Origin of the sequence: Nonomuraea sp. JJY05 (assembly GCF_043496855.1) — a bacterium.
Classification (GTDB): Bacteria; Actinomycetota; Actinomycetes; order Streptosporangiales; family Streptosporangiaceae; genus Nonomuraea.
The window spans coordinates 235078-258749 of the sequence record NZ_JBIEIS010000010.1 but is presented as its reverse complement, the minus strand read 5'-3'; the positions used below and the strand labels follow the sequence as shown (position 1 = coordinate 258749).

19 protein-coding genes and 1 pseudogene are annotated in these 23672 nt (G+C 69.8%); 6 read left to right on the top strand and 14 right to left on the bottom strand.

All coding sequences use genetic code 11. The annotated features are described in order from the left end of the window. Positions 1 to 8: 8 nt before the first annotated feature. Entirely contained in the window at positions 9 to 854 is an 846-nt protein-coding gene (locus ACFKCF_RS18145) for a fumarylacetoacetate hydrolase family protein (RefSeq protein WP_394494938.1), read from the bottom strand. Between the two features lie 105 nt (positions 855 to 959). On the opposite strand from ACFKCF_RS18145, the pseudogene ACFKCF_RS18140 reads away from it, so the two are divergent. Then, positions 960 to 2198: pseudogene (locus ACFKCF_RS18140) on the top strand (aspartate aminotransferase family protein); the annotation flags it as partial. Here ACFKCF_RS18140 and ACFKCF_RS18135 read toward each other — a convergent pair. Continuing rightward, positions 2133 to 3152, bottom strand: a complete 1020-nt coding sequence (locus ACFKCF_RS18135; RefSeq protein ID WP_394494937.1) for an EamA family transporter — start codon at positions 3150 to 3152, stop codon at positions 2133 to 2135. The pseudogene ACFKCF_RS18140 and the gene ACFKCF_RS18135 sit on opposite strands and share 66 nt — an antisense overlap. A 167-nt stretch (positions 3153 to 3319) precedes the next feature. On the opposite strand from ACFKCF_RS18135, the gene ACFKCF_RS18130 reads away from it, so the two are divergent. After that, positions 3320 to 3775: a rhodanese-like domain-containing protein gene (locus ACFKCF_RS18130; protein ID WP_394494935.1), complete on the top strand. Its 456-nt coding sequence runs from the start codon at positions 3320 to 3322 to the stop codon at positions 3773 to 3775. A 561-nt stretch (positions 3776 to 4336) separates the two neighbouring features. On the opposite strand, the gene ACFKCF_RS18125 is transcribed toward ACFKCF_RS18130, so the two are convergent. From ACFKCF_RS18125 to purD, 4 genes are all read right to left on the bottom strand, one after another. Then, positions 4337 to 5626, bottom strand: coding sequence for a GTP cyclohydrolase IIa (locus tag ACFKCF_RS18125; protein WP_394494933.1), 1290 nt, complete (start codon positions 5624 to 5626; stop codon positions 4337 to 4339). A 201-nt stretch (positions 5627 to 5827) separates the two neighbouring features. Next, positions 5828 to 7093 (bottom strand): UDP-N-acetylglucosamine 1-carboxyvinyltransferase, encoded by a 1266-nt coding sequence (murA, locus tag ACFKCF_RS18120; protein ID WP_394494931.1) that lies wholly within the window; start codon positions 7091 to 7093, stop codon positions 5828 to 5830. A 77-nt stretch (positions 7094 to 7170) separates the two neighbouring features. After that, a complete protein-coding gene (locus ACFKCF_RS18115) occupies positions 7171 to 8007 on the bottom strand; it encodes a phosphoribosylaminoimidazolesuccinocarboxamide synthase (protein ID WP_394494930.1) in 837 nt (278 codons plus the stop codon). Then, entirely contained in the window at positions 8004 to 9218 is a 1215-nt protein-coding gene (purD, locus tag ACFKCF_RS18110; protein WP_394494928.1) for a phosphoribosylamine--glycine ligase, read from the bottom strand. The genes ACFKCF_RS18115 and purD overlap by 4 nt, the downstream gene beginning before the upstream one ends. A 440-nt stretch (positions 9219 to 9658) precedes the next feature. On the opposite strand from purD, the gene corA reads away from it, so the two are divergent. Further along, entirely contained in the window at positions 9659 to 10681 is a 1023-nt protein-coding gene (corA, locus tag ACFKCF_RS18105) for a magnesium/cobalt transporter CorA (protein WP_394494926.1), read from the top strand. Here the strand turns inward: corA and ACFKCF_RS18100 are convergent. Further along, entirely contained in the window at positions 10678 to 11583 is a 906-nt protein-coding gene (locus tag ACFKCF_RS18100; RefSeq protein ID WP_394494924.1) for a glycerophosphodiester phosphodiesterase family protein, read from the bottom strand. The genes corA and ACFKCF_RS18100 overlap by 4 nt on opposite strands. A gap of 109 nt (positions 11584 to 11692) precedes the next feature. Between ACFKCF_RS18100 and ACFKCF_RS18095 the strand changes: the two genes are divergently transcribed. Continuing rightward, positions 11693 to 12349, top strand: coding sequence for a GNAT family N-acetyltransferase (locus ACFKCF_RS18095; RefSeq protein WP_394494922.1), 657 nt, complete (start codon positions 11693 to 11695; stop codon positions 12347 to 12349). On the opposite strand, the gene ACFKCF_RS18090 is transcribed toward ACFKCF_RS18095, so the two are convergent. The 5 genes from ACFKCF_RS18090 to ACFKCF_RS18070 form a co-directional block, all read right to left on the bottom strand. Continuing rightward, positions 12339 to 13004 carry an NUDIX domain-containing protein gene (locus ACFKCF_RS18090; protein ID WP_394494920.1) on the bottom strand — a complete coding sequence of 222 codons (666 nt, stop codon included), beginning with the start codon at positions 13002 to 13004 and terminating at the stop codon, positions 12339 to 12341. The two genes, ACFKCF_RS18095 and ACFKCF_RS18090, sit on opposite strands and share 11 nt — an antisense overlap. A gap of 43 nt (positions 13005 to 13047) precedes the next feature. Then, positions 13048 to 14835: a DUF4434 domain-containing protein gene (locus tag ACFKCF_RS18085; protein ID WP_394494919.1), complete on the bottom strand. Its 1788-nt coding sequence runs from the start codon at positions 14833 to 14835 to the stop codon at positions 13048 to 13050. Between the two features lie 10 nt (positions 14836 to 14845). Then, positions 14846 to 15937, bottom strand: a complete 1092-nt coding sequence (locus tag ACFKCF_RS18080) for a glycosyltransferase (protein ID WP_394494917.1) — start codon at positions 15935 to 15937, stop codon at positions 14846 to 14848. 19 nt (positions 15938 to 15956) lie between these two features. Continuing rightward, entirely contained in the window at positions 15957 to 17219 is a 1263-nt protein-coding gene (locus ACFKCF_RS18075; protein ID WP_394494915.1) for a nucleotide sugar dehydrogenase, read from the bottom strand. A 121-nt stretch (positions 17220 to 17340) separates the two neighbouring features. Further along, the gene (locus ACFKCF_RS18070; protein ID WP_394494913.1) at positions 17341 to 18888 is read right to left on the bottom strand and encodes a glycosyltransferase family 4 protein; all 1548 of its coding nucleotides are present in this window, start codon (positions 18886 to 18888) and stop codon (positions 17341 to 17343) included. Positions 18889 to 19064: 176 nt separating this feature from the next. On the opposite strand from ACFKCF_RS18070, the gene wecB reads away from it, so the two are divergent. Beyond that, positions 19065 to 20195: a non-hydrolyzing UDP-N-acetylglucosamine 2-epimerase gene (wecB, locus tag ACFKCF_RS18065; RefSeq protein ID WP_394494911.1), complete on the top strand. Its 1131-nt coding sequence runs from the start codon at positions 19065 to 19067 to the stop codon at positions 20193 to 20195. A gap of 142 nt (positions 20196 to 20337) precedes the next feature. Beyond that, positions 20338 to 22374 carry a glycosyltransferase gene (locus ACFKCF_RS18060; protein ID WP_394494909.1) on the top strand — a complete coding sequence of 679 codons (2037 nt, stop codon included), beginning with the start codon at positions 20338 to 20340 and terminating at the stop codon, positions 22372 to 22374. Between the two features lie 160 nt (positions 22375 to 22534). Here the strand turns inward: ACFKCF_RS18060 and ACFKCF_RS18055 are convergent, their stop codons facing one another. Continuing rightward, entirely contained in the window at positions 22535 to 23182 is a 648-nt protein-coding gene (locus ACFKCF_RS18055) for a hypothetical protein (protein WP_394494907.1), read from the bottom strand. Between the two features lie 108 nt (positions 23183 to 23290). Next, positions 23291 to 23632, bottom strand: coding sequence for a flotillin domain-containing protein (locus tag ACFKCF_RS18050; RefSeq protein WP_394495106.1), 342 nt, complete (start codon positions 23630 to 23632; stop codon positions 23291 to 23293). Positions 23633 to 23672 lie beyond the last annotated feature (40 nt).

The following is a 23672-nucleotide window of genomic DNA, read 5'->3' as shown; positions in this document are numbered from 1 at the left end:
CCTCTACTTTAGGCGGACCGAAATTTGACCGTATTCACCAGCGTCCCGATTCCCTCCACCGTGGCCCGCATGGTGTCGCCGTCCTTGAGCGGGGCGATCCCGGCGATGGTGCCCGTCGCGACGAGGTCACCGGGCATCAGCGTCATCCCGTCGGACAGGTCGGCGATGAGCCGGGGCAGCCCGAAGACCATCTGCCGGGTGTTGGCCCGCTGCCTGACCTCGCCGTCCACCTCCAGGGTCAGCTCCAGTGCCTGCGGGTCGGGCACCTCGTCCACCGTCGCCAGGTACGGGCCCGCGGGCGCGAAGGTGTCGAACCCCTTCGACTGGTCCCACGGCACGTTGCGGGCGATGTTGGCCAGCTGGAGGTCGCGGGCCGTCATGTCGTTGATCACGGTGTATCCGGCGACGGCCTCGCGCCACCGCTCGGCCGGCAGGTCCCTGGTCACCTTGCCGATGACCAAGGCCAGCTCCACCTCGTGCTCCAGGTGGCGGGTGCGGGCGGGGGCGACGACCGGCTGCCCGTGGCCGACGAGCGCGGACGGCGGCTTGAAGAACAGCACCGGTTCCGGCGGCACCTCCAGGCCGCTCTCGTCCGCGTGCTCCTGGTAGTTCAGCGCCAGGCAGCAGATCTTCGTACAGGTGGCGACGGGCGGCTCGAAGATCACCGCGCTCTCGTCCAGCGTGGGACCGTCGTGGCCGGCCGCCAGCTCGGCCAGGCGGTCGAGCCCGTACGAGTCCAGGGCCGCCACCGGGTCCGATCCCACGCCTGCCAGGCTCACGAGCTCGCCGGGCGCGCGCCGGGCCACCAGCTCGACCGGATCGGACGGGGTGCGCCGAATGCGTCCAAGAAACATGTCCGTAAGCCCATCAAGGCCCTGTGACCTCCACAAGCACCGAAATTTGCGCTTAGACCCGCTTCTTGCTCTCTTTCTTGTGGCCGGGCGCGGTGCCGCCGTTTGATGGTCGGCATGACCCGCACTCTGGACGTCAGCCGCGACCTCTACACCACTGCCCGGCGCTACATCGCGGGCGGCGTCTCCAGCGACGCCCGCCGCACCGCGGGCGTGCCGCTCTACGTGGACAGGGCATCGGGAGCCAAACTCTGGGACGTCGACGGCAACGTCTACACCGACTACGTGCTCGGCCAGGGCCCCGCGCTGCTCGGCCACTGCCCGCCCGCCGTGGTGGAGGCCGTCGCCGCGCAGGTGGCCCGCGGCATCGTCTACTCCGCCCAGCACGCGGCGGAGACCCGGGTCGCCGAGCGGCTGTGCGCGATGGTGCCCTCGGCGGAGCGCGTCCGCTTCAACACCGTCGGCTCCGAGGCCGCGCACGCCGCCTGGCGCCTGGCGCGCGGCTTCACGGGACGGCCCAAGATCCTCAAGTTCGAGGGCCACTACCACGGCTGGCTCGACCCGGTCCTCTACAGCGTGCACCCGTCCCTGGACGACGCGGGACCGCAGGACCACCCGCGCGCCGTCCCCGGCACCGCGGGCCAGCCGCCCGCCGCCGACCTGGTGATCTGCCCCTGGAACGACCTGGACGCGCTCAGCCGCCTCATGGACGAGCACGCGGGGCAGATCGCCGCCGTCGTCACGGAGCCGGTGCTCTGCAACACCGGCGCCATCGAGCCGGATCCCGGCTACCTGCAGGGGGTGCGGGCGCTGTGCGACCGCCACGGCAGCCTGCTGATCTTCGACGAGATCATCACCGGTTTCCGGCTGGCCCCCGGCGGCGCCCAGGAGTACCTCGGCGTCAGCCCCGACCTGTCGGTCTTCGGCAAGGCGATGGCGGGCGGCATGCAGGTGTCCGCGCTGGCGGGGCGGGCGGCAGTGATGGACGCCATCTCCTCGGGCAAGGTCGCCCACGCCGGGACGTTCAACTCCCAGCCCGTCGGCATCGCCGCCGCCGAGGCCACCCTGCGCATCCTGGACGAGCAGCGCGAGGAGGTCTACGGCACCCTCTACGCGCGGGGGCGGCAGCTCATGACCGGCCTGCGCGAGGCCGCCGCCCGGGTGGGGGTCCCGGTGCTGGTGGACGGGCCGGGGCCGGTCTTCCAGACGTACTTCACCGACGCGCCGGCGGTGCGCGACTACCGCGACTTCGCCAGGACCGACCGCGCCATGATGGCCCGCCTACACGCCGCGCTGCTCGACCGGGGGGTCAACATGGTGCCGCGCGGGCTGTGGTTCCTGTCCACCGCTCACACCGAGGCCGACGTCGCCGCCACCGTCGACGTCTTCGAGGACGCGCTTCGATCCCTTCCGCTCGGTTGAGATCACCAGCGCCACGCCGGCCAGGATGACCAGGCCGCCGACGACCACCTGCGTCGTGATCGGCTCGTCCAGCAGGAGCGCGCCGAGCGCGACGGCCACGGCCGGGTTGACGTAGGCGTAGGTGGACACCAGCGAGATGGGGGCGTTGCCGAGCAGCCACGAGAACGCGGTGAACCCGATCAGCGACCCCACCAGGATCAGGTAGGCCAGCGCCACCCACGATCGGGTAGTGACGGCCGACACGTCGAGCCGCTCGCCGACCCCGGTCCCGAGCACCAGCAGCCCGGCGCCGCCCACGACCATCTCGACCGCGCTGGTGGCCAGCGCGTTGGCGGGCATCTGGATCCTGCTCGACAGGAACGAGCCCACGGCCCAGGACACCGAGGCGAGCAGGACCACCACGATCCCGACGCCGCTGCCGCCGTCGGCGCCGGTCAGCGACAGCGCCGCGACCCCGCCGAGCCCGACCAGCACGCCCGCGAGCGTGAGCGTCTTGGGGCGGTCGCGTACGGCGAACCTGAACACGACCAGCCACAGCGGCACCGACGCCACCAGGAGCGCCGCCAGGCCCGTGGAGATGTACTGCTCGGCCACCGCCAGCAGCCCGTTGCCGGTGGTCAGCAGCAGCACGCCCACGACGGCCGCGCCCAGGAACTGCCGGCGCGTCATCCTGAAGGCCGACGGCCCCGACCTGATCAGCAGGAAGCCGGCGAGCAGGGCGGCGGCGGTGATGAACCGCAGGGCCCCGCTGAGCATGGGCGGGATCGACTCGATCGCGACGCCGATGCCGAGGTACGTCGAACCCCAGACCACGTAGACGACCGCCAGGGCGCCCCAGACGAGGACGGTGGGGCGACTGTCAGTGGTGTCCGTACGCATGGCTCATGACTGTACCGGCCGCCCCTGACAGAACTCTCGCAGGTATCAGACCTCGCACTCTGGCGGGATATTAGCGATCAGCGGCTTTCACGCCACTGTCCTGCCACCTGCGGCGAATGACAGGATTTTTCGCGTCACCCACCTGCGACGAAGGGAACGATCCCCCGATGTCCGTCACCGCCGTCCCGGCCGCCGACAACGCCGCCGCGCTCGCCCACTTCGCCGCCCGCCTCGCCTTCGAGACCGACGTCTCGGACGTGGCCGCCGACCTGGCCGCCGGGGTCCCCGGCGTCGTGGTCGTCGACTCGCGCAGCCGGGAGAGCTGGGACCAGGGCCACATCGAGGGCGCCGTGCACCTCCCGACCGCCGAGATCGCCACGAGGGCGCCCGGCCTGGTCCCGAGGGAGGCCACGGTCGTGACGTACTGCTGGGGCCCGGGATGCAACGGCGCCACCAGGGCGGCCCTGGAGTTCGCGAAGCTGGGCTACCGGGTCAAGGAGATGATCGGCGGCTTCGAGTACTGGGCGAGGGAGGGCTTCCCCGTGGAGACCGCCTCGGGCGTCACCCGGCGCCCCGTGGACGCCCTCACGGCGCCGGTGTCCGGCATCGCCTGCGCCTGCTGACGACGCACGGCCCGCAAAGCCGGACGAATCAGCCCGAAACCGGCCGCTTCCCTACCACGGCTCCCGGCCTCCGACCTGCGGAAACCCGCCGAGCCACGTGGGTGTTGGACGAAACCTCGACGCCTCGGCCAGAAACGCTCAGCCAGAACGGGGGACGCGACGCGCGGGGGCCGATGATCGACGCCTGAAAGAATTGGCGCCCCCGTCCGAATCCCGTCGATCGGGGGCACCCGAGAACATACCCGGATCTACACGGGTCAACCAATAAGTTCACAAGAGTCAATGCGTGAGTTCGCAAAGATGACATCTATTGTCAATGCCATCCTCTTCCCCAGGCCATGCGAAAGCCCTCAGGAGTCACACACGACTCCGTAATGCACACAGAGGGGCGGCGGCTCCCGGCCGGGCCTCAGAGTAGCCCCGGGAGCGTTTCCAGCCTCAAGAGACGCCTCAGGCCCGTACGGCAGGCAGCACGAGGTGCCCCGCGGGCGCGGACCTCCGCCCATGACGCTCGGTGCCGAGAGGCGGCCCGGCACCGAAACGCTCAGTCCCGGGAGACCCTCATCGGGGCCCGAGCTTCTCCACGATCAGCCGGTACAGCTGGCGCGGACGGCCAGGCTGCGGTGTGCGGTTCGGCGGTAGCGGCCACGCGAGTCCCTCGTCAACCAACGTGCGCAGCAACCGCCGAGCCGTACGCGGCGTCACTCCCAGCATCTTGCCCGCGCCCTCGGCGTCCACCACGGTGTCTCCGCCTTCGAGCTTGGCCGCCAGCCGGGCCAGTACTTCCACCCCCTTCGGTTTGAGTGCGTTGGACCCGGTCGGTGGCATCCGCGGAGCCGGGATGAGAGCCCGACCCTCGCGGTCCACCGCGAATCCCTGTGCCTGTTTGCCCGCCTGCGTGCGGGCCAGTGCCGCCCGGGCGTGCGACTCCGCGTCGTGCGTCGTTCGCCCCATGCCCACGCCGACCTCGACCGCCAGTCCCAGCTCGTCCCTGATCCTGGCCGCGAACGGCAACACCCTGAACCCGTCCGTGGCCGCCGCGATCGAGCCTCTGGTAGCGGTAACCAGATAGCTGTGATCGTCGATCGGCCAGACGGTGGCGTTGATCCGGTTCGCCTCCTGGACCAGGAGCCGGTGCAGCGACAGCCGCAACTCGTCGCGCCAGTATCGGGGGGCCGCGCGGCGCACGGGTTCGCGCAGCGTCGGCACCTCCACCAGCACCACGGTGAGCTGTGACTCCTCCAGCCGGTGGTGTGCCCCCAGCAGCGCCGCGGTGTGCAGCGCCGTGCGGACCGCCGCCGAGGTCGGCCTGATCCTGATGACCGGCACGCCCGCGCCGTGCAGGCGTTCGGCCACCGCGGGCAGGCACGTCAGCGCCCCCGAGGTGGCCCCCTGCCTGGCCAGACGTTCGTGGTAGGCCGCGATCGTGCCGGTGGCACCCGGCTCGTCGCGGCTGTGCACATCCGTCGCGGGGATGCCGAGGTCGGTGTACGCCTCCTCGACATCGGCCCTGCTCACCACGTCGATGCTGACCCGCTGGGGGTCGATGCGAGTGTCGAGCGCGGCCTTGGCCAACGCCGCCACCAATGCTGCTCCGCCGAGTTGAACGTACGTCGCCGGCATCGTCAGCACACCGGAACGCCTGGCCAGGTCATAAGGGACCGGGCTGGCGAACAAGCATGCGTCGACTCCGGGACCGAGCCGCGTCACCTTGTCGGGCGCCTCCTGTTCGTCGCGGTATGCGGCCGCGACCAGGCGACACGGCAGCGGAGCCGCGGCATGACCCATCAGCATGACTCGCTCGACCAGGTCGTGGGGTCCGACCACGCCGATGGTGAGGTCCGGTGTCATAGCGCCCGGGCGTGACACTCGGGGAGTTTCTTCGGCCCTCTCGACCAATGTTCGTCCCATCCTGCCGTCCGTTGCAGTGCTCTCTTTTGGAACGATCGCTCGCGGGGGCCGTAATGTCACGCCCGACTTTTCCGGAAAGTCGTTCAGGTTGACCGCCCGACAAGATGTCCTAGCAGCTCAACGAGGTTTTTCTGGCGTTTTTTAGCGCTCTGAAATCTCTCGTGTAATGTCCGCGCCGAGAGCGCGCATTCGGGCGGCGAGATGCGCGTGGCCGCGATCGATGAGGTATCCCGAGTCGATCTGGGTCTCACCCTCTGCGGCGAGGCCGGCGAGCACCAGGGCGATGCCGGAGCGAAGATCGTGGGCCGTCACCTGGGTGCCGATCAGCGGCGTGCGGCCGCGCACGACGGCCCGGCTGCCCTCGACCTCGACGTTGGCGCCCATCTTGTTCAGCTCTCCGGCCAGGGCGAACCTGCCGTCGAAGATGCGCTCGTGGATGTAGCTGGTGCCGTCGGCGAGCGCCGCGACGGTCATCATCGGCGACTGCAGGTCGGTGGCGAAGCCGGGGTAGGTGTCGGTGATGATGTTGATCGGGCGCAGCGGGCCCTCGCACCGCACATGCAGGACGGCGCCCTGCCGGGCGAACTCGACGCCCATCTGCTCCAGCTTGTAGCGGACGACGCCGAGGTCGAGGCCCGTGCCCACCAGGCTCAGCTCGCCCCCGGTGATCGCCGCGGCCATCGCGAACACGCCCGCGTCGAGCCGGTCGGGCATCACCGTGTGCTCGACGGCGTGCAGCTCCTCCACGCCCTCCACGGTGATGAACCCCGTGCCGCCGCCGCTGATCCGCGCGCCCATCTTGGTCAGCATGTCGATGACGTCGAGCACCTCGGGCTCCAGGGCCGCGTTCTCGATCACCGTCGTGCCCTTGGCCAGGGCGGCGGCCATGATGAGGTTCTCGGTGCCGGTGTGGGACGGGGTGTCGAGGTAGAGGGTCGCGCCGGTCAGGCCGGACGCCTTGACGTGGATGACGGTCTCGCCCTCGTCCACGAGCGCGCCCAGCCGCTTGTAGCCGAGGTAGTGGAAGTCGAGGTTGCGGCTGCCGAGATTGCAGCCGCCGACGCCCTCGATGATCGCCTCGCCCAGCCGGTGGAGCAGGGCGGGGGTGAACAGGACGGAACCGCGGAAGCGCCTGGCGATCTCTGCCGGCAGAACGGCGCTGGTCAGCCTGGAGGCGTCGATGACCAGCGTGCGCTCGGACTCGTGCAGCTCGACGTACGCGCCGACCGCCTCGGCCAGCTCGACCGCGCGGCGGACGTCCTCGATGATCGGCACGTTGCGTAGAACGGTGCGGCCCTTGGCGGCGAGCAGAGCCGCACCGATCATGGGGAGCACGGCGTTCTTCGCGCCCTGGATGAACGCGGTTCCACGCAGTGCGTTGCCACCGCGCACGCGGTAACGGACCATTCGTGCGGCTCCTTGAAATCAACGGTGAGGCTCGATCGGGCCAACAGTAGTCGGTTACACCAACTGGCCCAGCCGAATCATCCGCTAAAGGAAGCCCCCGTGATGCGCTCATATGCTTCTAGGTATCGCTGCCTCGTGCGCTCCACGATGTGGTCAGGAAGCGCAGGCGGGGGGTTTCCGGAGGATTTGTCCCATCCGGATTCGGGCGATAGCAGCCAATCACGTACAAATTGCTTGTCGAAAGAGGGCTGCGCGCGGCCCGGCTGCCACTCGTCGGCCGGCCAGAACCGCGAGGAGTCAGGTGTCAGCACCTCGTCGCCCAGGGTCAGCACCCCGTCGGCGTCATAGCCGAGCTCGATCTTGGTGTCGGCCACGATGATGCCGCGCTCCCTGGCGATCTCGGCGCCGCGCGCGTAGACGGCCAGGGTGATCCGCCGCAGCTCCTCGGCGGTCTCCTTACCGACCTCCTGGACGACCTGCTCGTACGAGATCGGCTCGTCGTGCTGCCCCATGGGCGCCTTGGTGGTCGGCGTGAAGATCGGCTCGGGCAGCCGAGAGCCGTCCTCGAGCCCCTCCGGCAGCCGGATCCCGGAGACCGTGCCGTCGGCGCGGTACTCGTTCAGCCCGCCGCCGGTGAGGTAGCCCCGCGCGATGCACTCGACCTGCACCATCGTCAGCGGCCTGCACAGCACGCTGCGGGCGTCGTCGCCCTTGCCCAGGATGTGGTTGGGCACGACGTCCTCGAGCTGGTCGAACCACCACAACGACATCTGCGTGAGAATGGCCCCCTTGTCGGGGATCTCGGGCTCCAGCACGTAGTCGAAGGCCGACAGGCGGTCGGAGGCGACCATCAGCAGGTTGCCGTCGTCGGTCCGGTAGAGGTCGCGTACCTTGCCGGAGTGCACGTGCTTCATCGGGCGATGTCCGTCCTGTGGTGGGAGCCCCGCAGCTCGATCCGGCCGACGAGGTCATAGGCCGCCTGGCGCGCGCTCTCCTGGTCGGGCCCGTGGCCGACCACGGCGAGCACCCGCCCGCCGGCGGAGACCACGTCGTCGCCCTGCCGCGCGGTCCCCGCGTGCAGGACGTACGCGGTGCCGGTCTCCTGCAGCCCCTTGATGGCGTCGCCCTTGACCGGCGCCTCGGGGTAGCCCTCGGAAGCGATCACCACGGTCACGGCCGAGCCGTCCTTGAACACCGGGTCGAGCCCCAGCTCGCCCGTCGCGCACGCCATCAGCAGCCCGCCCAGCGGCGTCTCCAGCCGGTCGAGCAGCACCTCCGTCTCCGGGTCGCCGAAGCGCGCGTTGAACTCCACGACCTTCGGCCCCTTCGAGGTCAGCGCCAGCCCCACGAAGAGCACGCCCTGGAAGGGCAGCCCGCGCCGGGTCAGCTCGCCGATCGTCGGGTGCACGATCTCCCGCATGACCTGCTCGGTCAGCCCTTCGGGCGCCCACGGCAGCGGCGTGTAGGCGCCCATGCCGCCGGTGTTGGGGCCCTCGTCGCCGTCGTAGGCCCGCTTGAAGTCCTGGGCGAGCTGCAGCGGCACCGCCGTGCTGCCGTCGCACAGCGCGAACAGCGACACCTCCGGCCCGTCGAGGAACTCCTCGATCACCACGCGCTCGCACGCGCGCGCGTGCGCGAGGGCCTTGTCCCTGTCGTCGGTGACGACCACGCCCTTGCCGGCCGCGAGCCCGTCGTCCTTGACCACGTACGGGGCCCCGAACTCGTCGAGCGCGGCGGCCGCCTCCTCCTCGGTGACGCACGTCCTGGCCCGCGCGGTCGGCACGTCGGCCGCCCTCATGACCTCCTTGGCGAACGTCTTGGAGCCCTCGATCATGGCGGCGTCCTTCGACGGCCCGAAGCACGCGATGCCCGCGTCGCGCACGGCGTCGGACACCCCCGCCACGAGCGGCGCCTCCGGCCCCACGACCACGAGATCGACCCGCAGCCGCACGGCCAGCTCGGCCACCTGCCCGGGGTCGAGCGGATCGACGGGATGAAGGGTCGCCACCTCCTCGACGCCCGGGTTGCCCGGGGCGCAGTGGAGCTCGCTGACCTGGGGATCGAGGCTGAGGGAACGGCACAGGGCGTGCTCACGCCCTCCGGAACCAATGACTAGAACGCGCACGTGGTCCATTGTCGCAGGCCCGCAGCCTGGCACAGGCTGGGGCCTCGGCCACACCAATCGCCGGAACAGGGCCAGAACTTTGTGGAGTTCTACCTGAGTCGAGACTGTCCTGGCGAGTATCGTCAAAGAAGTTCACCCGGCTGTGGTAAGTTAGGGCGGCTTCGCGGCGTCCCAATGTGATTGGAGGTGGTCCGGGATGAATCCTGGTGATCCCAGCAGTACGTGCTCGCACACGTACACCCCGTATACCCCCGACCACTCCAATCCGGCAGCCTGATCGTGCCTCCACGCATTCTGTGAGGTGAAGTTTCATCGCGCGTGGAGCGTGCCAGGTCGGGCGGAAAGGGACTGCCATGCGCTCGTCCACGCTTTTCCGTCGCATCAACCGTCACCCTCTTTCGACGCGCACCGCGCTCCAGCTCGCAGAGCCGGTGCGTGACATGTGCGTGCCCCCCGTCGACTCCATCGTCGAGTACGGCGCCTACGTCCAGGGCAGGAAGGTCGCCGCCACCGGCATCGTGGAGGCGCTCAACCTCGTCCGCGAGCGCAACAAGGACTCCGACGGCGCCAACGGGTTCGTCTGGGTGGGACTCCACGAGCCCGAGGCCCCCGAGGTCGAGTGGCTGGCGGAGGTGTTCGACCTCCACCCGCTGGCCGTCGAGGACGCCGTCAAGGCCCACCAGCGCCCCAAGGTCGAGCGGTACGGCGAGTCGCTGTTCATGGTGCTCAAGACCATCGCCTACCTCGACCACGACGAGCTGACCGCCACCAGCGAGATCATCGCCACCGGCGAGATCATGGTGTTCCTCGGCCCGGACTTCGTGGTGACGGTGCGGCACGGCGACCACTGCCCGCTCACCGTGGTCCGCGAGCGTCTTGAGGACAAGCCCAAGCTGATGAACCGCGGCCCGGCCGGCGTCCTGCACGCCATCTCCGACCACGTCGTCGACCAGTACCTCCAGGTCGCCGACCTCATGCAGCTGGAGCTGGAAGAGGTCGAGGCGACGGTGTTCGCCGACGTCAGCTCCCGCGACATCAACCGGATCTACCAGCTCAAGCGGGAGATGCTGGAGATGAAGCGGGCCATCACCCCGCTGCAGTCCCCCATGGCCGCGCTGCCGCAGCGTCGCGTCATCCCCTCGGACATGCGCGAATACTTCCGCGACGTCGGCGACCACCTCTCCCGGGTCTGCGAGCAGGTGGAGTCCTCCAACGAGCTGTGCAGCTCGATCCTGCAGGCCGCCCTGGCCCGCTCCAACGCCCTGGCCAACGAGGACATGCGCAAGATCTCGTCCTGGGTCGCCATCATGGCCGTGCCGACCATGATCGCCGGCGTCTACGGCATGAACTTCGACTTCATGCCGGAGATCCACTCGGTCTGGGGCTACCCCGCGGTGCTGTCCGTCATGGTCGCCGCCTGCGTGCTCCTGCATCGGGGCTTCCGCAGGAACGGCTGGCTCTAGACCCCCACCGGCTTCAGCGGGCCCACGGGCTCGGGCAGCTCCATCCCCCGCTCCCGCCAGAGCTCCCGCATCCGATCGGGATAGTCGGTGACGATCCCGGCCACCCCCAGATCCAGCATTCTCGCCGCCAGGCCGGTCTCGTTGACGGTCCAGACCGCCACGTCGAGGCCGGCGGCCCTGGCCTGGGCCATCAGCGCCTCGTCCACCATGGCGTGCTCGGGCGAGAGCGTGGTCGCCCCGGCGTCGCGGGCGGCGGCGGGTATGTCGTCGCCCAGGTCGTCGTGCCAGTGGAGGGTGTCCAGCTCGATCAGCGCGAACCGCCGGGAGCCCGGGGCGAGCCTGGCGGCATGGGTGACGATCCGCCAGTCGAAGCTGAGGATGGCCACGTTGTCCAGCCTGCCGTGCCGGTCGAGCTCCTCGACGACCAGCTCGGTGAACAGCTCGGGGTCGGCCGTCAGGTGGGGCCTGGTGGGGTCGGACTTCAGCTCGACGTGCAGCCGTACGCCCTCCGCCTCGTAGGCGTTCACCAGCCCCAGCACCGCGCCGAGCGTCGGCATCCTGGTCTCGGGCATGGCGACCTGCGTCAGCGCGAACGGGTCGTCGGGGTGGCGCGGCAGCCGCACGCCCACGTCGAGCATGCGCAGCTGCGCCAGCGTGAGGGCGTTGATCGGCTTGCCGACGTACGGGTAGAGCGGATCGTCGGCCCTGAGCGGCCGCCGGTCGGCACTGGTCACGGCCGAGACCGTGAGGTCGTGCGTGAGCACGAGCCGCCGATCGGCGGTGAGGGCGACGTCGAGCTCGAGCGCGTGGACGCCGAGCTCCATCGTGCGGCTCATCCCCGGCAGGGTGTTCTCCGGCCAGAGGCCCCGAGCTCCCCTGTGACCATGTATCTCAACGCGCACACCGGGGACCCTACCTGGCCCGGGTCACGACTCGGCGGTGCCACGCCGTGTCCTTTTTATCCTGCTACGCCCCGGTCGGCGGTGGAGGGCAGACCATAAGCTGGACATCATGACGGAGGTTCTCAAAACTGCCCATACCGCAACAGTTCGGGCCTGGGTGGACGGCTGGGTGATCTCCCGCAACGCCCCCCGACCCGTACCGGAGCCGTGGGGCCTGCGGGTGGACGTGGGCCTGCCCGGCCACGTGTCCCGCCACATCGTCGCCGCACCGACGCCGGAGACCCTCCACCGCCTGACCGACACCCTCACGACGCCCGGGACCTGGCTGAAGCTGTGCGCCCCGGCCTCGGAAGTCAGCCCCTTCCTGCCGGAGCGATGGGCCGTGCAGGACCCGGAGTTCATGATGACGGCGTGGCTGAACCGCGGGCCCTTCCAGGCTCCCCCCGGCTACACGCTGGCCGTCACGACCCGCGCCGGGGTCACGGCGGCCCGCCTGCTGACGGCCGCGGGCGAGGTCGCCGCCCGGGGCCAGTTCGCCCTGGCGGGCCGCACGGCCGTGGTGGACCAGGTGGAGACGGCGGGCAACCACCGCCGCCGCGGGCTCGGCACCGTGATCATGCGTACGCTGGCGAGCACGGCGGCGTCGCTGGGGGCCCGCACGGGCGTCCTGGTGGCCACCGCGGAAGGCCAGGCCCTCTACGAAACCCTCGGTTGGAGCCTGCACACCCCCATGACCGCGGCCGTGCTGAGGAGCCCTACTCCTTGAGGCTGCGGAGCATCGGCGGGTGAAGGAGCTCGGCGGGGCCGCGGCGGTAGAGCTTGGCCGGGCGGCCCCCGTCCCTGGTCGTCGTGGCGCCCGTCTCCACCAGGAAGCCCTCGGCCTTGGTGACCTTCCGGTGGAAGTTGCGTGGGTCCAAAGGCCGGCCCCAGACGATCTCGTACACGCGGCGCAGATCCGCCACCGTGAAGTCGGGCGGGCAGAAGGCCGCCCCCAGCGACGTGTACTCCAGCTTGGCCCGCGCCCGCTCGATCCCGTCCTGCATGATGCGGCGGTGGTCGAAGGCCATGACCGTGAGCGAGTCGACCGGCTGCCAGCTCATGTGGGCCTTCTCCGAGGCCGGCAGGTCGGGGGCCAGGCCCAGGTAGGCGACGCTCAGGACGCGCTGGCGGGGGTCGCGGTCGGGATAGCCGTACGTCTGGAGCTGCTCCAGGTGGACCGGCGCGCCCGGGAGGCCGGCCCGCTCGGCGAGGATGCGGTGGGCGGCGGCCGGGAGGTCCTCGTCGAGCTGGATGAAGCCGCCGGACAGGGACCAGCGGCGCAGGAAGGGGGGATTGTCACGGCGCCACACCAGGGCGCTCAGGGCGTGGTTTCGCACGGTGAGCACGACCAGGTCGACGCTGACCGGGATGCTCGGGACCATGGAGGCACGCTACACGCTGTCAGTAGTCGGCAGGTAACCGTGCCTACGTGACAATCCGAACGTGTAAGGGCTCCGTCGTGACCTGACCCGACGGACCCTTGACGGTGATCCGCACCCAGTCCCCGGCCGGCACCTGCGTCCAGTCGAACGGCACCCAGGCCGTGACCATGCCTTCGGCCAGCCCTTCCTGCCGGGCCTCGTCCAGCCAGCCGACGGCCGGCACCGACAGGTCCTTCGTCCCCCCGGACCACGTGATCGTGACGGTGCTGTCCCTGAAGTTGTACCCGCGAACCTCCACCCCGTCCTGGATGTCGCGGGCCTTCCTGATCGCGTCCACCGCGATCGGCCGCCGCCAGTCGGTGGTGATCTCCTTCTCGAGCGACGGCGTGCCGCATGTCATGAAGTCGCTCCACATGTAGGAGACGACCTTCTGTACGTAACGCCCCGCCATGGTCACGGCCTGGTCCAGGCGCTTCTTGTCCGTCTTGCCGCGAGTGCCCTGCGGGGCGCACGGCTCCTTGCCCGAGGGCTCGAACGCCTCGACGTTCGCCCACAGGTCCACCTGGAAGCCGGCCGCGACCATCTCCGCGCGGGCCGCCGCCATCTCCCGGTAGTAGTCGCGCGTGGAGCCGTGGTAGGCCGTCCCGTACGTCGACTCTCCCACCACCGGTCGCAGCCGCTCGTCCACCTCGTCGTCGCGCTGGTCCGGCCAGAACAGCCCGACCTTGCCGGTCCCCCGGCTGTCCTGGGGCGCGATGATGCCGACCCCGGTCTTCGCCAGCGCCTTGAACGCCTCGGCCACCTGCTTGGGCGTCTGCCCGAAGGGCACCCTCTTGCGCGCGTCCATGTAGGGGCTGATGAGGATGGGTTTGTCGAGCTCCTGCTCCACGATCGTGTGCTGGTCGGCGTACACCTCCAGCGTCGGGTTCGTGGCCAGGGTGTCCGCCATCTGGACCTCGAACGGCTGGTAGACGCCACCGAGCGAGTCGCGGCCGGCGAACCGCACGCCGTAGTCCTGCAGGATGCGCCGCGTCAGCGTGGTCAGCGTGCCGAGATGCTTCTTGTACGCCCTGGTGGGCGTCTTGGGGTCGCGCGGCGCCAGCGGCAGCGCCGGGAAGATCCGCATGCCGAACTGGTCGCCCAGGTCGAGGAGCTTGGCCAGGCTGTCCTCCTCCGACCCGGCCACCAGGATCATGTCGTAGGAGGTGGCCTTGCCGGAGAAGTCGCACGTGGCGTCGTCGGAACCGTCCGGCTGGGTGAGGAGCCGGTAGTAGATCCGCTTGCCCGCCTTGACGGGGTGCTCCATCTGCGGGCAGCGGAACAGGTTGGGGCCGAACGACTCGTCCGTGCGGTAGACGTACGTGCGGCCGACCCGGTTGCCGGGATTGGCCTCGCGCAGGTCCCGCTCGGCCGCGTCGTGGCAGGTGAGCCCGTCCTCCTCGCACGCCTTGTAGAGCGAGTCGAGCTCCCCGTCCCTCGTCAGGATCTCGCCCGAGTCGGAGACGGTGCGGAACTGCAGGCCGTACCCGATCCTGATGATCGTGTCGCCGCCCACGCTGTGGATCTCCTCCAGCTGGCTGCGCCAGGTGCAGGGGTTGGACTTGGGGGTGATCCAGTAGCCGGTGACGGCGTACGGGGCCCGCTCTCTGGTCTCGAACGTTCCACAGTTGTCGGTGAACTCGGGCACCTTCGGCGTGGGATCGGTCTGCGACGGCTTGGGCGTCGAGGACGCGGCCGTGGGCGCCGGCTCGTCGGACGGTGGCATGACGATGACCACGGCGGCGATCACTGCCAGGATCGCTGCGCCCACAACGAGTAAGAGCCAGCGCACGTTCAGGAACCTACCCCCGCTTGACCCCGGCCCAGGACTCCAGCTGGGTCACGAAGCGTTTGGCCGAGTTGGGCCAGTGGTGGTTCGCCCGGGCCGCCGCGTAACCGCGCGCGCCCTGCGCCCGCCGCTCCCGCACGTCGTCCCGCAGGGTCAGGACGGCCTGCGCCACGGCCTTGGGGTCCTCCCAGGGCACCACGACCCCGCTGTCGTAGCGCTCCACCAGCTCGACGGCGCGCGGCGACGGGGTCGTGATGACGGGGATGCCGTGCGCCATGTACTCCACGATCTTCGTGGGCATCGAGTGGCGGTAGTTGGGCTCGTCGTGCAGCAGCGACAGCCCGGCCAGCGCCCCGTCGAGCCGCTTGAGCGCCTCGTCGTTGGGCATGAAGTCGCGCCACTCCAGCAGGCCCTCGGTGACGGCCTGGTTGAGCATCGGACGGCTCTGCGGGTCGGCGTACCCGATCAGCTCCACGGCCACCCGGTACGGCTGCAGCAGCTTCGCCACCTCGACGGCCTCGTACACGCCCCTGGCCCTGGACAGCCAGCCGAGGTAGACCACCCGGTCGTCGCCGGGAGGTGTCACGGAGTCGGGCACCCAGGTCTCGTTCGGGACGATCAGATGGGCGTGCTTGAACCTGCCCGCGTACGCCGTCTCGGCCAGCAGCAGGTGCATGTGGCGCTCCGCGGTGCCCTCCAGCATGCGGGCGAAGAACCGCACGGGAGGCCGCAGCGGCGCCGGCAGCCACGGCTTGAGCGAGAGCGTGGCGGGGGTGTCCTCGTGCACGTCCCACACCACGGGCGGCCGGTTGCGCACGCCCCAGATGGCGAACAGCAGCTCGGGGTCGTGGATGAGGACGAGATCGACCTTGTCGCGCATGCGCTTGAACAGCCGCCGGGCGGCCCACACGGCCGCCATCCGCTTGCGTTGCGCGGCGCGGGGGAGGTCGACGCCGGTCACCCAGGGTCGCGGTACGACTCCGTGAGCGGTGAACGAGGCGGCGTACGTGACCTCATGACCGGCATCCACAAGGGCACGAATCTGCCTGTGCAGAATTCGAGCATCCTCGGGGTTATGCACCACCGTCATGACGAGCACGTGCACTGCGCGCTGCCCTCCGTCGCTACAGCCGCTCGACGCGTTCACCCTCGGTGAGAACACCGCGGGTGTCGAGCACGAGCCGGGCCTTGTCCTCGACCATGTCGAGGTCGAACGCGGCGTGCTGCTGCAGCAGCAGCGTCACGTCCGCGTCGATCACGGCCTTGGCCAGATCCTCCTCACGCGGCACCAGGGTGCCGTCTACCGCCCACTCCTTGACGTAGGGATCCGCGAACGAGAGCTCGGCGCCCAGCTCCAGCAGCGCACGCGCCACCGGGAGCGCCGGGGTCTCGCGCTCGTCGGCGATGTCCGGTTTGTAGGTGACGCCGAGCATAACGACCCGGGCGCCGTTCACGGCCTTCTTATGCCGGTTCAGCAGTCGCTGGACGCGGGCCACCACGTAGGACGGCATCCGCTCGTTGATCTCCTGCGCGAGCTCCACGAACCTGAACGGGTAGCCGAGCTTGCGCACGGTGTACGACAGGTACGAGGGGTCGACGGGGATGCAGTGCCCACCGACGCCCGGACCCGGCAGGAACTTCTGGAAGCCGAACGGCTTGGTCGCCGCGGCCTCGATCGACTCCCACAGGTTTATGCCGAGCTCGTCGCAGAAGATCGCCATCTCGTTGACGAGGGCGATGTTGACGTGCCGGTAAGTGTTCTCCAGCAGCTTGGCCATCTCGGCCTCGCGGGTGCCGCTGACCGGCACCACCTGCTCGATGAACTGCCCGTAGAACGCCGTGGCCCGGTCGCGGCAGGTCGGCGTGTAGCCGCCCACGACCTTGGGGGTGTTCCGCAGGCCGAACTTGGGGTTGCCGGGGTCGATGCGCTCGGGGGAGAAGGCGAGGTGGAAGTCCTTGCCCGCGACGAGCCCCGAGCTCTCCAGCAGCGGCCTGGCCACCTCGTCGGTGGTGCCGGGCCAGGTGGTGGACTCGAGCACGACGAGCGTGCCCTTGGTCAGGTTGCGGCCGACGGCCTTGGTGGCGCCCTCCACGGCGGACAGGTCCGGTCGGTGGTCCTCGTCCAGCGGGGTGGGCACGCAGATCACGATCGTGTTGCTTCTGGCCAGCACGGTCTCGTCGAGCGTGGCGCTGAACCCGTTGGCCAGCATGTGCTCGAGGTCGGCGTCGGCCAGGTCATCGATGTACGACTGCCCGGCGTTGAGCGCGTCGACCTTGGCGGGGTCGACGTCGAGGCCGACGACCCGCAGGCCGGCGGCGACCGCCTCCTTGGCCAGCGGCATGCCGACATAGCCCAGGCCGATGACAGCCAAGTCGATTTCTGTCACAGCAGCGCCTTAGAGAGCCGGAAACAACACTTCATGGTCGCAAAGGTTATCTCAAGTCCACCTAGCTCACGCCTAATGCGACCGAACACGTCACAAGTGACAGCCAACGCGAAGGTCAACATTAGGCAAGCGACCGGTATAGCGCTTGATAAGTCTCGGCAACGCGGCTCCAAGTCCGCTTCGCCGCCACTTCCGCCCGTCCTGCCTCACCCATCTCAGCGCGCCGGGCCGGGTCCTCCCGGAGCCCGGCGATGGCCTTGGCGAGCTCGGCCGGGTCGCCCGGAGGGACGAGCAGCCCGGCGCCGTCGGAGCCCACGAGCTCGGACAGGGCAGGCAGATCGCTGAGTACGACGGGCTTTCCGAGCGCCATCGCCTCGACGGGTTTCAATGGCGTAACAAGTCGGCACACCCGCAGGTCCTCTCGCGGGCAGGCGAAGATGTCGATGGCGTCCTGCGCCTGCAACGCCTCGTCGGGGCCGACCCGGCCCGGGAGGATGGCGTCGGTGAGACCGAGCTCGTCGACCAGCGTCAGGAGGTTCTCGCGCTCGGTGCCGTCGCCCACGATGAGCACCCGCACGGGCGTGCCGCCGTCACGCAGCAGCGCGGCGGCCCGCAGCAGGGTGGCGAAGCCCTCGTAGGCCACGATGCTGGACACCGAGCCGACGACGATCTCGCCGGGGGCGATGCCGTACGCGTTCCTGAACGAGGCGCCGTCGTAATGGGCGGTCAGCAGCGAGTCGTCCACCGCGTTGGGCGCCAGGTGGATCTTCTCCCGCGGCACGCCGCGCTCGACGATCTCCGTGGCCATGGTCTCGGCCAGCGTGACCACGGCGTCGGCCGCGCGCATGAGGAACGCCTCGCGCTCGCGCTGGAGCACCTGCCGCTCGCTGCCCACCCGGATCGGGTCGCGCGAGGCCCAGGTCTCCTCCAGGAAGCCGCGCACTTCGTAGACGAACGGCGTGCCCGTCCTGTCGCGCACCGCGTGGGCCATGGAGCCGTTGCGGTGGTCGGTGGCGGCGTGCAGCACCTGCGGCTTGAGCTCGGTGACGAGCTTGGTGACCGCGTCGGCGCCCCTGATGATGCGCCCGCGCGTCTCGAACGGCATCTCCCCGTGGCCGTCGGGCAGCAGCCGGTAGTAGGGGATGCCGTCGATCTCCTCGAACGGCGCCGCGTCCGCGTGCCCCTGCAGCATCGGCCAGCCCCAGCTGGTGACCACGTGCGGGTCGAGCCCGGCGGCTTTCTGCGAGGTGACAATACGGTGCGTGCGCACCGTGTACCCGGCCTGCGTGTACGGCAGCGCGTTCGTGACCATGTGCAGCACCCGGCCCGCGACGCGGTCGGTGATGGCCACCTTCGGCCCGGGCGGAATCGGGTCAGGGCTGATCGCGGCCAGCTCGCCCCGGTAATAGGCGGCCCTGCGCTTGACGAACGGGTACTTGGTGTGGGCTTCGAGCACCTCGGCGGCCTCGGTCACCCTGCCGGCGTTCCACAGGTCCTTGGCCTCGTTCCATGGCCCCTTGACCACGCGCATGCCGAACTTGCGCACGACGCGCCGGGCACGCCGCGCGACGGGCCAGGCGACGCTGCCGACGACGGGGCGCAGCCGGGGCGGAAGCGCGTCGGCGGCGGCCTGGGCCACCCGGACGGGGTCGGACTTGACCTTCGTCACGACGACGCGGGAAACGATGATCGGGTGCTGAACGAAACCTTTGAGAAGTCCACCGACGCCGGCTCGGGCGGACTTCGCGGAAACCTTGGAGGAGTCTTGACGACTGGCGTCGGATGCCACGCGGTGACCGTACCATAGGCAACGTTTTTCCCCTTCCGCTATGAAAGGCGAGGTCAATGAGGGAGAACCCCCTGGTCCTGCACGTATTGGGCGCTCGCCCCAATTTCGTGAAAGCGGCCCCGGTGGTGCGGGCACTCGGTGAACTCGGCGTGCGGCAGGGCATCATCCACACTGGTCAGCACTATGACGCGCTGATGTCGGACGTCTTCTTCGCCGACCTCGGTCTCCCCGAGCCCGTCGCGAACCTGGGGGTCGGCTCGGGCAGCCACGCCAAGCAGACCGCGGCGCTCCTCGTCGGCCTGGAGGAGGTCGTCCAGGAGCAGGACCCTGACCTGGTCGTCGTCTACGGAGACGTGAACTCGACGCTGGCCGCGATCCTCGTCTGCGCCAAGCTGGGCGTCAGGACCGCGCACGTGGAGGCGGGGCTGCGCTCGTTCGACCGGGGCATGCCGGAGGAGGTCAACCGGGTCGTCACGGACGCGCTGGCCGACCTGCTCTTCGCCACCTCCCCCGAGGCCCTCGCCTACCTCGCGAACGAGGGCGTGCCCGCGTCCAAGGTGCACCTGGTGGGCAACCCCATGATCGACAGCCTGTACGCGGCGCTGCCGTCGCTGGACCCGGCGCCGGTCGTGGAGCGGCTGGCCATACCGGCTCGCTATGCCGTGGCGACCCTGCACCGGCCCGCGAACGTGGACACCCCCGAGGCCGCCAAGGAGCTCGTGGACGCGGTGCTGCAGGTCTCGCGGCAGATCCCGATCGTGGTGCCGATCCACCCGCGCGGCAAGGCGCGGCTGGCCGAGGCGGGCCTGGTCGACGGGGAGTCGATCAAGGTGGTCGACCCGCTCGGCTATGTGGACTTTCTCTCACTCGTACGCGGCGCCGCGCTGGTGGTCACGGACTCCGGCGGCGTCCAGGAGGAGACGACCGTGCTGGGCGTCCCCTGCCTGACCCTGCGGCCCAACACCGAGCGGCCGATCACGATCACGCACGGCACGAACCGCCTGATCACGCCCGCCCTCCTGCCGGCCGCCGCGGAGAAGGCGCTGGCCGACGGCGCCGCCACGCCGGCGGGCGAGCTGCCGGTGCTCTGGGACGGCCAGGCCGGGCCGCGGATCGCGCGGGTGATCTCCGCCTGGCTGAAGGGCGACAACCTCGCCCCCGCCTCTCAGGCCAAACGCCCCGAATAGCGGCCTTATCCCCCGTAGCATGACGTCCGATGAGAAACCTGCTAAGTGGACTGCCGCTACGGCCTTGACCAGGCACGACAGCGGGGCGGCACTCTGATGAGCAGGTTTCTCATCGGTTCCCCCGAGCGATAGGCGTATCACCATGGCCGAAACCCCTGAAGAGCCCACGTACCAGCGGCTCGGGCCCGTCAACTGGCTGCCCGAGGAGCGCAAGCTCGTCGAGCGCTTCGAGGCCGAGGTCAGGGAGCTGCGGCGGCGGCTGGAGATCGCCGAGGCCAAGGCCGCGTACGCGAGCTGGAAGCTGGAGGCCACGCAGGCGAAGCGGACGTACAAGCTGGGCGAGGCCCTGGGCTCGAAGAGCCCGGGGAGGATCGTCGAGGCGGTCCGGTCGAAGGAGAAGGCGCCGAAGCCGCCCGTCCCGGTCTCCGAGGCGACCGAGCTCGCCAACCACCGGCCGCCGCTGGTCGAGGTGCCGGCGGTGAAGTGGCCGAAGGGGCCGGTCAACCGGCCGGACCTGAAGGTCGCGGTGATCCTGGACGACTTCTCCCGGATGGCCTTCCAGTACGAGTGGGACCAGATCGAGTTCGGGCTCAAGGACTGGCCGGAGATCTTCGCCGAGAAGCGGCCCGACCTGCTGTTCTGCGAGTCGGCCTGGCACGGGAACCAGGGCCGCTGGCGCTACCAGATGACCGGCACCAACGCGCCCAAGGAGCCGCTGCGCGATCTCGTGGCCTGGTGCAAGCGGGAGGGCATCCCGACGGTCTTCTGGAACAAGGAGGACCCGCCGAACTTCGACTTCTTCATCGACACGGCCAAGCTGTTCGACTACGTGTTCACCTGCGACGGTGACATGCTGCCGAAATATCGGGAAATTTTGGGACATGATCGGGTTGATGTGCTGCAGTTCGCCGCCCAGCCCCGCGTCCACAACCCGATCCAGCAGCGGCAGGGCCGCCTGCACGACGTGGTCTTCGCCGGGATGTACTTCCGCGACAAGCACCCCGAGCGCCGCGAGCAGATGGAGACCGTCATCGACCCGGTCCGGGAGCTGGGGCTGCACATCTTCGCGCGCAACGGCGAGGTGGACGAGAAGTACGCCTGGCCGGAGAAGTACCGGCCGCACATCGTGGGCGAGCTCCCCTACGACCAGATGCTGGCCGCGTACCGGATGTACAAGGTCTTCCTCAACGTCAACTCGGTGCTCGACTCGCCGACCATGTGCGCCCGCCGGGTCTTCGAGCTGTCCGCCTGCGCCACTCCTGTCGTGTCGGGGTGGTCACGGGCCGTCGAGGAGACCTTCGGCGACCTCATCCCGATCGCGCGCGAGCCGGTCGAGTCGTACAACCAGGTCCTGCACCTGATCAACAGCCCCGAGCTGCGGGCCAGGATGGGGCACCTGGCGATGCGCGAGGTCTTCGACAAGCACCTGTTCTCGCACCGCGTGGACCAGATCCTGCAGGACCTCGGGCACCAGGTGCAGCCCAGGTCGCGCTCGATCTCGGTCGTGCTGCCCACCAACCGCGCCTCCCAGATCGAGCACGCCATCTCCTCCGTGGCCCGCCAGATCCACCGGCCGCTCCAGCTCGTCATGGTGCTGCACGGGCTGGACATCGACCCGGTCGTGGTCGCCGACAAGGCTCGCATGGCGGGCATCTCGGACGTCGTCGTCCTGCCCGCCGACTCCTCCCTGTCGCTCGGCGCCTGCATGAACCTGGGCATCGCGGCCGCCGAGGGCGACCTGATCGCCAAGATGGACGACGACAACCTGTACGGGGAGCACTACCTGTCGGACCTGGTGCGCGCGTTCGACTACTCCGACGCCGAACTGGTCGGCAAGGGCGCGCACTACGCGTACTTCGAGGGCAGCAACACCACCATGCTCCGCCTGCCGGGGCTGGAGCACCGCTACTCCTTCCTGGTCCAGGGCGGCACTTTCCTCGGCAAGGCGGACATGTTCCGCTCGTACGGCTTCGCGGACATCACCCGTGGTGAGGACACCCACCTAGTGCGGCGGCTGAAGGAGGACTCCGTCAAGATCTACTCGGCGGACCGCTTCAACTTCGTCTACTGGCGCAGCGCGGACGCGTCGATGCACACCTGGCAGGCGGACCACATCAAGCTGACCCGCAACGCCCAGTTCTCCTTCGTCGGCCGCCCGGACGACCACGTCCTCATCTGAGGCCCGACGCCCCTTCCCGGCGGCGCATCGGCGGGCGTCCCTTTGAGAGAAGCTCTGCGCACCGCCCGATGCGCCCCGCCGACCGGCGTCCCTTCGGGGGAGCGGCAGGAGGTCGGCGGCCCGCGTCGTCCAAGGGACCCCGGCCGAAGTGTGCGGTGAGTCAGCGGGTGACCTGGGCGAGGTTCTGGTCGGCGAGGCGGGCGAGCTCGTAGAGCCCCTGCGGCTTCACCCGCTGCCCCACCACCAGCATGCTCATGATCAGCGTCCCCCGCCGGATGATGACCGATCCGATCTGCGCGTTCTTCTGGTCCCCCGCCGCCGTCGTGAGGTAGGCCCGCGACTCGTCGCCCTTGGCCGGCATCGCGAGGGTGCGCGTCTTGTAGGTCACCTGCGTACCGCTCACGTTCGCGGTGTACGAGGCGCACTCCTTGGGCAGCGGCGCGGGGAAGGCCGCCCTGGGCAGCGACACCACGGCCTGCGTGATCGAGCCGCGGTCGGCGGCGAAGGCGATCACGGCCGCCGGCGCCTGGGCGACGTCGGGCTTCTCGGCGTCGAGCTGGGCCGCGCCCGCGCACTCCGGCCGCTGCAGCTTGGCCGCGCGGACGGCCGCGAGGCCCTGCTGGGTGGACTTGAGCGAGCCGAACGCGCCCAGCTCGGGCCCGTACGCGACGTGCATGCCCTTGGGCACCGGCAGCAGGGCGGCGCGCAGCCTGGCCGTCTCGGCGGACGCCTGCTGCGCGGACGGCGCCGCGGCCGCGGGCGCCGCCGACGGGGCGTTGTCGGCGGAACATCCGGCAATTGCCAACATACTCAGGAATATGCCGGAAATGGGCTTCAGCATTCGTCCTCCAATTCGCTCCAGCGGCATTGTTCAAAACGCTAGAGGAATGGAAGACCGGACAGCCGAGTAACGTCGCTATTCGCGGGATTCAGTGGTTTTACGAACGATTTCCGGTTCGGCGCCGTTTGGCGATCCGCCGTTGAGCAAGGCTCTGGCCAGGCCCAATCCGGCGCCCCCGAGCGTGAGCGCCTTGGCGAGCATTTCCTCGACGCCCTGGGCGCCGTTCAGCACCACCATGTGATCGACGTTTCCGAACGCCTTCGAGCCGGCCTCGACGATTTCCGGCCAGCGCTCGGCGAGTTGCTGCGCGACGACCACCTCCTGGTTGCTCGCCAGCGCCTCCGCGCGGGCCTTGATGGCCTCGGCCTGCGCCAGCCCCTTGGCCCGCGCGGCCGCGGCCTCGGCCCTGCCGCGCAGCCTGGTCGCCTCCGACTCCGCCTCGCCGCGCAGCCTGATG